This window comes from Kineococcus esterisolvens (assembly GCF_050871405.1).
Lineage (GTDB): Bacteria > Actinomycetota > Actinomycetes > Actinomycetales > Kineococcaceae > Kineococcus.
Genome location: NZ_JBJLRI010000004.1, coordinates 109080 through 121168, shown reverse-complemented (window position 1 = coordinate 121168; position 12089 = coordinate 109080). Strand labels below are relative to the sequence as shown.

9 protein-coding genes are annotated in these 12089 nt (G+C 75.7%); 5 read left to right on the top strand and 4 right to left on the bottom strand.

Annotation, left to right across the window (positions count from 1 at the left end; all coding sequences use genetic code 11):
* Positions 1-1121 precede the first annotated feature (1121 nt).
* Together ACRYR8_RS03195 and ACRYR8_RS03190 are read left to right on the top strand one after the other, a co-directional pair.
* Entirely contained in the window at positions 1122-1943 is an 822-nt protein-coding gene (locus tag ACRYR8_RS03195) for a tetratricopeptide repeat protein (RefSeq protein WP_432482617.1), read from the top strand.
* Positions 1944-1945: 2 nt separating this feature from the next.
* Positions 1946-2473 (top strand): DUF6912 family protein, encoded by a 528-nt coding sequence (locus ACRYR8_RS03190; RefSeq protein ID WP_432482616.1) that lies wholly within the window; start codon positions 1946-1948, stop codon positions 2471-2473.
* A gap of 16 nt (positions 2474-2489) precedes the next feature.
* Here ACRYR8_RS03190 and ACRYR8_RS03185 read toward each other — a convergent pair whose 3' ends face one another.
* Entirely contained in the window at positions 2490-2996 is a 507-nt protein-coding gene (locus ACRYR8_RS03185) for a DUF2505 domain-containing protein (protein ID WP_432482615.1), read from the bottom strand.
* 93 nt (positions 2997-3089) lie between these two features.
* Here ACRYR8_RS03185 and ACRYR8_RS03180 point away from each other — a divergent pair, with 93 nt between their 5' ends.
* Positions 3090-8015 carry an NAD-glutamate dehydrogenase gene (locus ACRYR8_RS03180; protein WP_432482614.1) on the top strand — a complete coding sequence of 1642 codons (4926 nt, stop codon included), beginning with the start codon at positions 3090-3092 and terminating at the stop codon, positions 8013-8015.
* Between the two features lie 55 nt (positions 8016-8070).
* Positions 8071-9579 (top strand): sensor histidine kinase, encoded by a 1509-nt coding sequence (locus ACRYR8_RS03175; protein WP_432482626.1) that lies wholly within the window; start codon positions 8071-8073, stop codon positions 9577-9579.
* Positions 9580-9671: 92 nt separating this feature from the next.
* Here the strand turns inward: ACRYR8_RS03175 and ACRYR8_RS03170 are convergent, their stop codons facing one another.
* Positions 9672-9920 (bottom strand): WhiB family transcriptional regulator, encoded by a 249-nt coding sequence (locus ACRYR8_RS03170; RefSeq protein WP_166610479.1) that lies wholly within the window; start codon positions 9918-9920, stop codon positions 9672-9674.
* Between the two features lie 403 nt (positions 9921-10323).
* Between ACRYR8_RS03170 and ACRYR8_RS03165 the strand changes: the two genes are divergently transcribed.
* The gene (locus ACRYR8_RS03165) at positions 10324-10743 is read left to right on the top strand and encodes a hypothetical protein (protein WP_432482613.1); all 420 of its coding nucleotides are present in this window, start codon (positions 10324-10326) and stop codon (positions 10741-10743) included.
* 27 nt (positions 10744-10770) lie between these two features.
* On the opposite strand, the gene ACRYR8_RS03160 is transcribed toward ACRYR8_RS03165, so the two are convergent.
* Complete coding sequence (locus ACRYR8_RS03160; RefSeq protein ID WP_432482612.1) at positions 10771-11583, bottom strand: SigB/SigF/SigG family RNA polymerase sigma factor; 813 nt, start codon at positions 11581-11583, stop codon at positions 10771-10773.
* Positions 11580-12014, bottom strand: coding sequence for an ATP-binding protein (locus ACRYR8_RS03155; protein WP_432482611.1), 435 nt, complete (start codon positions 12012-12014; stop codon positions 11580-11582). The genes ACRYR8_RS03160 and ACRYR8_RS03155 overlap by 4 nt, the downstream gene beginning before the upstream one ends.
* Positions 12015-12089: the final 75 nt, after the last annotated feature.

Below are 12089 nucleotides of genomic sequence, written 5' to 3'. Positions count from 1 at the left end.
GCGCCGAACGGCGCGCTCCCCGCAATCTTTTCCGGCCCTTCCAGGGCGGGTGAGACATCGTCGCGCCTCTTGAGGTCGCGTACATCTGAAGAGTGACGAGGAGACCCGCACGAGCGGGCAGGTGGGAGATCGACATGTCGGAAACCGGCGATCAGGGTCGCGACGATCGGCGTTCTGCGCCTCGAAACGACCGTTCGCGTCAGGGCGGTGCTCCCACCGGTCGCTACCAGCGATCCTCGTCCTCCGACCGCCGCGGCTCGTCGGACCCGCGTCGTTCTTCTGCCCCGAGCACCGGCCGGCCGGCGCGCTCCGGTGCGGATCGTCCCGACAGCGGGGGTCGACCCTGGCGCGATCGTGACGATTCCGCTCGCTCCGGTGGTCCTCGACGTCCTTCTGCAGGGGCTGACGGGCGTCCTGGTCGTGGTGTCCGGGACGCCGCCGGACGTGGCGCCGAAGGCCAGGCCCGCGGGTTCCGGGCTGGCGGTCCGCGTCAGGAGCGCGCCGAGCGTCCGGGGGGTGACCGCCCGGCGCGGGACCGGGACGACCGTGGTGCACGCGGTCCGCGCGACGACCGCACCGAGCGCCCCGGTGCTGGGCGTCCGCAGCGCACTGAGCGTTCCACGTCCTGGGCGCCGCGGTCCCGCAGCGCAGGGTCGGCAGGTTCCGACCGCGGGGGCGAGCGCGTCACCCGCGCCGGCGACCGGCCCTTCACTCGCGAGAACCGTGGTCCCCGGCGTGAGGACGAGCGGAGCCCGCGCCCCCGGAGCGGCGGCGATCGCCGTGACGACCGTGGCCCCCGCCGTGCGGATGCGGGCCCTCGTCGCGAGGGTGAGCGCGGTCCTCGTCGCCAGGACGCCGGCCCCCGTCGCGACGACCGTGGTCCCCGTCGCGACGAGCGTGGTCCCCGTCGCGACGACCGTGCGACCGGGAGCCGTGAGCGCCCGGAACGCGGTCCCCGACGGGAGGACGGCTCCCGCACCACCCAGCGAGACGACCGTGGCCGCGAGCGGGGCCCTCGTCGCGATGCGAGGGGCCCGGTGCGGGCTGCCGGGCGTGCGTGGACGCAGCGCGACGGGGACCGGCGTGACGAGCAGGCGCGCTCCGCGCGTCCCGCGCGTCCGGTGGGCCCTCGAGTCCCCGAGGACATCACCGGGCGGGAACTCGCCCCCGACGTGCGCAAGGCGTTGCAGGGCTTGCCCGCGGAGAGCGTCGACGTCGTGGCCCGGCACCTCGTGGCGAGCGGGCGTCTCGTCGACACGGACCCCGAGCGCGCCTGGCAGCACGCCCTCGCGGCGCAGCGCCGTGGTGGGCGGATCGCGGCCGTGCGCGAAGCCGCCGCGATCGCCGCGTACAAGGCGGGGCACTTCCGCGAGGCCCTCGCGGAGTTCCGCACCGCACGCCGCATGACCGGCGACGAGAGCTACCTGCCGCTCATGGCCGACTGCGAGCGCGGTCTCGGCCGTCCTGAGCGGGCACTGGACCTGGCGTCCTCCCCGGAGGCGGCTCGGCTCGACCCCGCGGCGAAGGTGGAGATGCTCATCGTCTCCGCGGGTGCGCGCCACGACCTCGGTCAGCACGACGCCGCCGTGGTCGCCCTGCAGGTCCCTCAGCTGCGCGCCGGTGGTCGTGCGCCGTGGCGAGCGCGCCTTTGGTACGCCTACGCCGACGCGCTCATCACGGTGGGCCGCGAGGACGAGGCGCGCGAGTGGCTGGAGAAGGCTGCGGACGCCGACACCGAGGGTGAGACGGACGCCGCCGAGCGCCTGTCCGAGCTGGAGGGCGTCGTCTTCGACGAGGAGTACCTCGACGAGCTCGAGGAGGGCCCCGACGGCGACGAGGGCTTCGGCGGGGACGCCGACGACGTCCCCGAGGTCCCCGCCCAGCAGGCCGGTGGGGAGCCGGCGGGTGAGGTCGCCGCGCCCCGGCTCGAGGGCGAGGCCTGAGGGTGCGCGTCTACTGGCCGACGACCCTGCCCGCGCTGGCCGAGGTGGCACCCTCAGGGGTGCTCGCCGCGGCGCCCGTCGCCGTGCACGCCGTCACACCCGCGCTGCGCGAGTTCTACGCGGACGCCGATCCCCGTGACCTGGAGGAGGAGCTGGAGTACGCGGCCATGAGCGACGCGGCGGAGCAGTCGCTGCGCCTGCTCGCCGGCCTGCCCGGCGGAGCGCAGCCGCGTCGTGTCGTGCTGGCCCTCGACGTGCCCGGGCGCGCCCTGCCGCGCCCGGACGCGGGTTGGTCGGCGCCCGAGCGCTCCCGGGTGGTGCTCGACGCGGACCTGCTGCTGTCGGACCTCGTGAGCGTCCACGTCGACGATGCCGAGGCCGAGCAGGACCTGCGGGCCGCGCTGGCCGCCCTGCCCGCCGCCGACGCCGGGGACGAGGACGCCCGCTTCACCGTCGAGTCCGCCGAGGGCCACGAGCTGCTGTGGTACGACGCGACCGAGCTGCCCCTGCTGCTGGCCACCGGCGTCTGAGGGCCCAGCGAGCCGGTCAGTCGCCGGCCGTCAGGCGTTCGCGAGCCAGCTGCACCTCCGAGCGCACCAGGTCGAGCAGGCCGGGCAGCGCGGCCTGCTCGACCCCGCCGCCGAACAGCGGTACCTGCACGGTGAGGGTCCCGGTGAGCCGGTGCTCGCAGCCGTCGGCGGCGGGGCGCAGCTGCGTGCGGGCCTCCAGCCGCACCGGCGCCCCGCGCACCGTCAGTTCCAGCGTGCCGTCGCGCGACCCGTCCGCAGCGGCGGGCGCCCAGCGCTCCACCTGCTCCACGACGGCCGTCGTGCCCAGGTAGCCGGCGGCCACCCGGGGCAGACCCGCCGTGCTCACGGTGCGGGAGCTGCGCACCACGCTGGTGCCGTCCTCCTCGGTGCCGACCTCCTCCTCGTGCTCCACCGCGCCGGAGCGCTGCGCGCGCTCGCCGAGGAAGGCGGGGTCGGTCAGCAGCGCGAACACGGCGGCCGGGGGACCGGGCAGCGGGGACAGCTCGGAGAAGGGGGTGGGCACGGCGCGACTGTACGGGTGCGCTCCCCGCCCGGTGCGAGGACGCGCGGAGGGCTAGGGTCGGTGGGGCGAAACCCTCGGCCACCCGGAGCAGTGATGCCCCTCTCGACCCCGTCCCCCACCTTCGAGCTGCGACCGCTGGTGCGGTCGGCCGCGGCGGCACGCGGTCCCGCCTGGGACGAGGCGCCCGAGGCGCTGCGCTCCGCCACCGCCGCCGAGCGCGCGCTCCTGGACTACTTCGCGCACACCGCGGTGGAGGACCTGCGCGACCGGGCCCCGGCCGACCTGGCCGCAGCGGTCTCGTCCCACCTGCGGTTCGGGGGCAGCAGGCTCCCGGGCGCCACCCTCGTGCGCGTGGTCCCCGGGCGCACGGCGGGGGCGGGGGCGGCGCGTTCGGTGGTGGAGGTCGTCACCGACGACATGCCGTTCCTCGTCGACAGCCTGACCTCGGCGTTGACCCGCACCGGCCGGGGCATCCACCTGCTGGTGCACCCCCGGCTGGCGGCCCGGCGCGACAGCTCCGGTGCGCTGCTGGACCTGCACGACGTGGCCACCGCCCCGCCGTCGGAGCCGGCGGAGAGCTGGATCCGCATCGAGGTCGACCGCGACATCGACGCCGCCGACCGCGAGGAGCTCCAGCACGAGCTGGTCGGTGTGCTCGACGACGTCCGCGCCGCTGTCCGCGGCTGGCAGGCCATGCGCGCGCGTGCCACCCAGATCGCCGACGAGCTGCAGCTGGACCCGCCCCGGAGCGTGCCCGCGGAGGAGCTGCGGGCCGCCGAGCGGTTCCTGCGCTGGATGGCCGACGACCGGTTCACGTTCCTGGGCTACCGGGAGTACGACCTGCGCGAGGACGGCGGCGAGGTCGTCCTCGCCGCCCGGCCGGACAGCGGTCTGGGCGTGCTGGCCGAGCGCGCGGGGCGACCCGCCGGGCGTGTGCGCCGGCTGTCCGGTCCGGTGCGCGAGAAGGCCGCCGAGCCGCAGGTCCTCGTGGTGACGAAGGCCAACGCGCGCGCGACGGTGCACCGGTCCGCGTACCTGGACTACGTGGGCGTGAAGTCGTTCGACGAGACCGGGCGCGTCACGGGGGAGCGGCGCTTCCTGGGGCTGTTCACCTCCAGCGCTTACACCGACTCGGTGCGGCAGGTGCCCGTCGTGGCGGAGAAGGTCTCCGACGTGCTGGCCCGCGCCGGCTTCGGCTCCAGCGGGCACTCGGCCAAGGACCTGCTGAGCATCCTGGAGACGTTCCCGCGCGACGAGCTGCTGCAGGCCGACGTCGACCACGTGCTGGCCACCTCGCTGGCGGTCCTGCGGCTGCAGGAGCGCCGCCGCACGCGCCTGTTCGTGCGCCGCGACGCCTACCGGCGGTTCATGTCCTGCCTGGTGTTCCTGCCCCGCGACCGCTACACCACGCGCGTCGGCGCCCGCATCGAGGAGCTGCTGCGCGACGCGTTCGACGGCGGCTCGGTGGAGCACACGCTGCGGGTGTCCGAGTCGGTGCTGGCCCGGCTGCACGTCGTGGTGCGTGCGCGCCCCGGTGAGGAGCTGCCCGACGTCGACGTCGCGGAGCTGGAGGCGCGGGTGGCCCGCGCTGCCCGCAGCTGGGACGACGACCTGCTGGACGCGGCGCGCGAGGAGCTCGGTGAGGAGGCCGGCGCGGCGCTGGTGCGCCGCTGGGCGGCGGGGGTCCCCGGCAGCTACCGCGCCGCGGTGGCCCCGGCGCGGGCCGTGTCCGACCTGCAGCGGGCCGAGGAGCTGCTGAGCCGCACCGCGGTGGACGGTACGGTCCCCGACCCGGTCCTGGACCTGCGCGACGCGGAGGGCGAGGCCCGCACCTGGCGGCTGACCTCGTACCGCGGTGCGCCCGTGACCCTCAGCGCCGTGCTGCCGTTCCTCGCCGACCTGGGGGTGGAGGTCACCGACGAGCGCCCGCACGTGCTGGCGCGCGAGGACGGCCGGCGGGTGTGGGTGGACGACGTGGGGCTGCGCCTGCCGGTGGACGCGCAGCACCTGGACGCCGACCCGGCGGCGGCGCGGGCGCGGTTCTGCGAGGCGTTCGCCGCGGCGTGGAGCGGAGCGGCCGACAGCGACCCGCTGGCCCGCCTGGTGCTCGCCGCGCAGCTGTCGTGGCGGCAGGTGGCGGTGCTGCGCGCCCTGACCCGCTACCTGCGGCAGGTGGGGCTGTCGTACTCCGTGGAGTACGTCGCCGGCTGCCTGCTCGCCGAGGTGGGGCTGACCCGGGCGCTGGTGCGGTTGTTCGAGGCGCGCTTCGCGCCCTCGCGCCCCGGCCAGGACGCCACGCGCGCGGAGGTCGTGGACGCGCTGGTGGAGGAGACGAGCGGCGCGCTGGACGCCGTGGAGGGCCTGGACGCCGACCGCATCCTGCGGGCGCTCTTCTCGGTGGTGCGCGCGGTGCTGCGCACCAACGCATACCAGTGCGGTGCGGACGGCGAGCCCCACCCCTACCTGTCGTTCAAGCTGGACCCCTCCCAGGTGGCGGGGATGCCTGCTCCGGTGCCGCACGCGGAGGTGTGGGTGTACTCCCCGCGCGTGGAGGGGGTGCACCTGCGCTTCGGGGAGGTCGCGCGCGGCGGGCTGCGCTGGTCGGACCGGCGCGAGGACTTCCGCACCGAGGTGCTGGGGCTGGTGAAGGCGCAGGTCGTGAAGAACGCCGTCATCGTGCCCACCGGCGCCAAGGGTGGGTTCGTGGCCAAGCGGCTGCCGGACGCGTCGGTGGACCGCGACGCGTGGTGGGCCGAGGGCACGGCCTGCTACCGCACGTTCATCTCCGGCCTGCTGGACGTCACCGACGACCTGCGCACCGAGGGCGGTGAGCGGCGGGTCGTGCCACCGGTGGACGTGGTCCGCTACGACGGCGACGACCCGTACCTCGTGGTCGCCGCCGACAAGGGCACCGCGACGTTCTCCGACACCGCCAACGAGATCGCGCTGGCGCGCGGTTTCTGGTTGGGGGACGCCTTCGCGTCCGGCGGCTCGGTCGGCTACGACCACAAGGCGATGGGCATCACCGCGCGGGGGGCGTGGGAGAGCGTGCGCCGGCACTTCCGCGAGCTGGGCCACGACGTGCAGACCGAGCCCACGACAGTGGTGGGTGTCGGCGACATGAGCGGGGACGTGTTCGGCAACGGGATGCTGCTGAGCCGGCAGTTGCGGCTGGTCGCCGCGTTCGACCACCGCCACGTCTTCCTGGACCCCGACCCCGACCCCGAGGTCTCCTTCGCGGAGCGGCGCCGGCTGTTCGGGCTGCCGCGCTCCTCGTGGGCGGACTACGACACCTCGCTCATCAGTCCCGGCGGCGGGGTGTTCAGCCGCACCGCCAAGTCGCTGCCCGTCAGCGAGCAGGTCGCCCGCCGCCTCGGGCTGGACCCGGCCGTGCGCAGCCTCTCGCCGATCGAGGTGGTGCGCGCGGTGCTGGCTGCGCCGGTGGACCTGTTCTGGAACGGGGGCATCGGCACCTACGTGAAGGCGTCCACCGAGACGCACGCCGAGGTGGGCGACAAGGCCAACGACGCGGTGCGCGTGGACGGTGCGCAGCTGCGGGTGCGGGTGGTGGGGGAGGGCGGCAACCTCGGCCTGACCCAGCGGGGTCGCATCGAAGCGGCCACAGCCGGGCGCGAGGGGGAGGGCGTCAAGCTCAACACCGATGCCATCGACAACTCCGCCGGCGTGGACTGCAGCGACCACGAGGTCAACATCAAGATCCTGCTCGACCAGCTCGTGGCGCGCGGGCAGCTGGACGCGGCGGACCGGAACGCGACGCTGCTGCGGATGACCGACGAGGTCGGCCGCCTGGTGCTGCGGGACAACTACGAGCAGAACGTCGCGCTCAGCGTGGAGGGCACCTTCGCGCCCGGCCTGCTGCCGGCGCACCGGCGGATGCTGGAGGCGCTGCAGCGCACGGGCGCGCTCGACCGCCGGCTCGAGGCGCTGCCGTCCACCGCGGAGCTGGAGCGGCGTGCGCGCGAGGGGCGCGGGCTGACGACGCCTGAGCTGTCGGTCCTCATCGCGCACGCGAAGATCTCCCTGGGGGCGGCGGTGCTGGCCTCGGACCTGCCGGACGAGGCGTGGGTGGAGGACGCGCTGCGCTCGTACTTCCCGGCGGAGCTGGTCGAGCGGTTCGGCGACCACCTGCCCGAGCACCCGTTGCGCCGCGAGATCGCGACGACGGTCCTGGTCAACCGGGTCGTGGGCACGGGGGGGCTGACGTTCGCGTTCCGCGCCGCGGAGGAGACCGGTGCGTCACCGGCGGACGTGGTGCGGGCCTTCGCCGTGGCTGCTCGGGTGTTCGGGCTGGACGAGCGCGTGGCGGCGGTGGAGGCCCTGGACGGGCTCGTGGCGGCGGCTGAGCAGGCGCGGGTGCGCCAGCGCGTGCAGCGCCTGCTGGACCGCAGCGTGCGCTGGCTGCTGCACTCGCGGCCCGAGGGGGTGGACGTCGCCGCCGAGGTGGAGCGCTTCGCCGGGCCCGTCGCCGCCCTGGCGGCGCGCGTGCCGGACCTGGCCCGCGGGCACGACGCGGAGGCCGTGCTCGCCGACGCGGCGGAGTTCGCCCGCGCCGGGATCCCGCGGGACGAGGCGCTGCGGGTGGCCTCGCTGCTGGGGACGTTCGCGCTGCTGGACGTGGTGGAGGTCGCCGGCGCGAGCGGGCGCGACCCGGCGCAGGTCGCCGAGGTCTGGTTCGAGCTGTCCGGGCGCTACGACGTGGAGTCGCTGCTGAGCAGCATCGCCGCTCTGGGCCGTGAGGACCGCTGGCAGTCGCTGGCGCGTGCGGCGCTGCGGGACGACCTCTACGGGGTGGTGCGCGACCTGACCGCCTCGGTCCTGGAGCACTCCGACGGCGCGGCCGGCGCCGCGGCGGCCGCGGAGGCGTGGGAGGGGGCGCACGGGCCGGCGGTGCGGCGTGCGCGCGGGACCCTGCAGGAGATCGCGGCGTCGGGGCGGGCGGACCTCGCGGCGCTGTCGGTGGCCCTGCGGGTGATGCGGTCGGTGCTGCGGGGAGGGTGATCGGGCGGGGTGATCGGGGTGCAGTGCTGCGCCGTAGGCTTCGGGGGTGCCCACCATGGCTGACCTGCTGCAGTCCGAGACCGGCCTGGGCCCCGCCGAGGCCGAGTGGCTGCGTCTGCTCGTGGGTGACTGGCAGCTGATCTCCGACCTGTCGTTCGCCGACCTCGTGCTGTGGGTGCCGTCGGCGGACCGGCAGCACTTCGTGGCGGTGGCGCACTGCCGGCCCACCACGGGGCCCACGGTCCACTACGACGACGTCGTCGGCGCCGTGCTGGAGCGCGGCCGCCGGCCGCAGGTGGACACGACGTTCGACGAGGCGCGCAGCCTGCGCGGCCGCGACCCCGAGTGGGACGACGACGTCCCCGTGCGCGAGGAGACCATCCCGGTCGTGCGCGAGGGCGTGGTCCTGGGCGTGCTGGCCCGGCACACCAACCTGGCGACCTCGCGCACGCCGAGCCGCCTGGAGCTGAACTACGTCAAGTGCGCCGACGACCTCACGCGCATGATCGCGGCAGGGGACTTCCCGCAGACCGCGGCGCCCACGGGCCCGCGGCGCGGGGCCCCGCGCGTGGGCGACGGGATGCTGCGCCTGGACGCCGAGGGCGTGGTCACCTACGCGAGCCCCAACGCGCTGTCGGCCTTCCACCGGGCGGGGCTCATCGGGGAACTGGTCGGCGCGAACCTGGCGGAGGTGGCTTCCTCGCTGGCCGCCAGCCACCTGCCGGTGGACGAGTCCCTGCCGCTGGTGGTCACCGGCCGCGCGCCCTGGCGCACCGACCTGGAGACCGAGGCGGCGACCCTGGCGATGCGCGCGATCCCGCTGACGCGCCGCGAGGACGGTGCCGGGCCGGCGCGGGTGGCGGCGCTGCTGCTCGTGCGCGACGTGTCGGAGCTGCGCCGGCGCGAGCGCGAGCTGATGACGAAGGACGCGACGATCCGCGAGGTGCACCACCGCGTCAAGAACAACCTGCAGACGGTGGCGGCGCTGCTGCGGCTGCAGTCGCGGCGCATCCGCTCGGAGGAGGGGCGCTCGGCGCTGCAGGAGGCGATGCGCCGGGTGGAGACCATCGCGACCGTGCACGAGACGCTGTCGCAGGGCATCGACGAGAACGTCGACTTCGACCAGGTGCTGGACCGCTGCCTGATGATGGCCGCGGAGGTCGCCGTGTCGAACTCGGAGCGGGTGCGCACGGTGCGCGAGGGCCGGTTCGGGGAGCTGCGCCAGGAGGACGCCACCGCGCTGGCCCTGGTGCTCACCGAGCTGGTCACCAACGCCGTCGAGCACGGTTTCGGGTCCGGGCGGGCCGGCACGGTCGTGGTGAAGGTCGAGCACCGCGGCGAGGACCGGCTGGAGGTCGTCGTCAGCGACGACGGCGTGGGGCTCCCGGACGACTTCCAGGTGGGCCGCTCGGGTCTGGGCACCCAGATCGTGCGGTCGCTGGTGGCCGGGGAGCTGCGCGGCCGGATGGAGTTCGGGCCGGGGGAGTCCGGCGGGACGCAGGTCGTCCTGGACGTGCGGGTGCGCCGGGGCACCACGCCGCTGGGCAGCGTGCGCACCCGGTGAGCGGTGCGAGCCGGGCCCGTCCGGACGTGAGGAGGGCCCCCACCCGTGGGGTGGGGGCCCTCCTCGGGGCTGCCCTCGCGGGGCGAGCGGTGTCAGCCGGCGCGGCGAGCGCGCGCGGCGCGACGCTTGAGGGCGCGGCGCTCGTCCTCGCTCATGCCGCCCCACACGCCGGAGTCCTGGCCGGTCTCCAGCGCCCACTTCAGGCAGCTGTCGACGACCTCGCAACGGCGGCACACGGCCTTGGCCTCCTCGATCTGCAGGATGGCCGGGCCGGTGTTGCCGATGGGGAAGAACAGCTCGGGGTCTTCGTCGAGGCAGGCAGCACGGTGGCGCCAGTCCATGGGGGGTCCACTCCTTCTTCGCGTTGCGGTCTCAGTGCGCGCGACGTCCCGCAGTCGCACGGGGTGTCGCGCGGGATCCCTGAGCACCGGCAGCGCCGGCGGTGCCGGGACGCACACGCCCCGGTCTGAACCAGACCGGGGGGTGACGTGCGTCGGGGATCGCGTCGCCATCAAGGTTCACACCCCGCAGCGCGTCCCACAAGAGGGGGACACCGACGGGTCGTGGAGAACTCGTGTCAGGTTCGTCACACGGACTTAACACGGACGACCCCTTCCGGCAATCCCAGGGACCTAGGACGGACGAGGACCGGTGGTTCCGGACCCGGGGACCCGCTCGACGCCCGTGCGGTGGCACGACCGACCTCGCGGTCGCAGGGGCGCGGGCAGCCGTACCGTGCTCCTCGTGCCCGACCGTCCCGAGCCCCGTCCCACCCCCCAGCGTGGGGGCGGATCCGCCCGCCCGCCACTGCTGACGGCCGTCGCGGCCCTCGTGGCGCTGGAGGCCGTCCTCCTGGTGGGCGGCGCTGCCTACCTCGTGCACGGTCTGCTGGTGGAGGACGCCGCCGCACCGGTGGCGGCCGTGGCCCTGGCCGCCACCGCGCTGGTGTTCGCCGTGGCCGTGGCCTTCTGCGCCCGCGGCCTGCTGCAGCGCGCGGGGTGGGCGCGCTCCCCGGTGCTGGTGTGGCAGGTCCTGCAGCTGGCGGCGGGGTGGCCCGCAGTCACCGGCGGATCGCCGTGGCTGGGGGTGCTGCTGGTCGTGCCGGCGGTGCTGGTGCTGGTGGGCCTGTTCCTGCCGGCGGTCTCGGGGCAGCTGTCCCGCTAGGTCCGCAGGGGCGCCGCCTCACCCCTGTCACCCCTGCTGGGGGCCGAGCCCTTCGCGCAGCTGGGTCAGGGTGCGGGTGAGCAGCCGCGAGACGTGCATCTGGGAGATGCCGACCTCGGCGGCGATCTGGGCCTGCGACATGCCGCGCACGAACCGCAGCGCCAGGATGCGCCGCTCGCGCGGGGCCAGCCCGGCCAGCAGCGGCCGCAGCGCCTCGCGGTTCTCGACGTTCTCCAGCCGGTCGTCGAGGCTGCCCAGCGAGGCGACCGGCGAGGTGGGGGACCCGGTGTCCAGGGGCAGCGTCGCGTAGGCGTTGGCCGACTCCAGGACCTCCACGACCTCGTCGGCGTCCTGCCCCGTGCGTGCGGCGAGCTCGGCGATCGTCGGCGCCCGGCCCAGCTCGTGGGTCAGGGCCTCGCGCGCGTCGGCCAGCGCGCGGCCGGCCTCCTGCACGCGCCGCGGCACGCGCATGGCCCACCCGCGGTCGCGGAAGTGCCGCTTGATCTCGCCCAGCATCGTGGGCACGGCGTAGGCGCCGAAGGGCACGCCGCGCTCCGGGTCGAACCGGTCCAGCGCCTTCAGCAGCCCGATCGTGGCGACCTGCACCAGGTCGTCGTGCGGCTCGCCGCGGCCGTGGAAGCGCGCCGCGAGGTGCTCGGCCAGCGGCAGGTGGCGGCGGGTGAGCTCCTCGCGCACCCGCGCCCGCTCGGGGTCGTCCGGGGGCAGGCGGGCCAGCAGTTCGTGCAGCGACAGGTCCTCCGGCTCCGGCGCCCCGCGGTGCTCCTCCGGCAGGTCCTCGCCGGAGGGCGCCGCCGCGTCCGCCGCGGAGTCGCCGCTCACACCACCCCTGCCCGCCCGCCCGGCGCGGCGCCGGGGCCCTTGCTGTGCCGCAGCACGATCCACGCCCCCGAGGAGGACGTGCCGGTGAACACCTCACCCACGAGGGCCTCCAGCACGGCCCACGCGAAGCTGGAGCGCTCGGGCAGCTCTCGGGCCGGCCCGCGCACCTCGACCTCCAGCGTGCCGTCGCCCAGGCGGAACGTGGCGACCAGCTCCTGCGCGCCCGCCGCCGGGTCCAGCAGCAGGGTGCAGGCCTCGTCGACCGCGATGCGCAGGTCCTCGATCTCGTCGAGGGTCAGGTCGAGGCGGGCGGCCAGGCCCGCGCTCGCGGTGCGCACCACCGTCAGGTAGGCGGGGTCCGCGGGCACGCGAAGCTCGACGAGGTCGCTGCTCTGCTCGCCGGCCTGCTCGCTGGCCGTGGTGGTCGACACGTGGGCGTCCTCTCGGGGACCGGCCGGTGCGGGGCCCGGCGGAGTCTGTGGGCGGGGGTGTGCGGGGCGGTGCGG

Bases quoted from the DNA above. Each gene is read 5' to 3' on its own strand.
- ACRYR8_RS03175 (WP_432482626.1), top strand. From the start codon at position 8,071: ATGGCTGACCTGCTGCAGTCCGAGACCGGCCTGGGCCCCGCCGAGGCC.
- ACRYR8_RS03180 (WP_432482614.1), top strand. From the start codon at position 3,090: ATGCCCCTCTCGACCCCGTCCCCCACCTTCGAGCTGCGACCGCTGGTG.
- ACRYR8_RS03170 (WP_166610479.1), bottom strand. From the start codon at position 9,920: ATGGACTGGCGCCACCGTGCTGCCTGCCTCGACGAAGACCCCGAGCTG.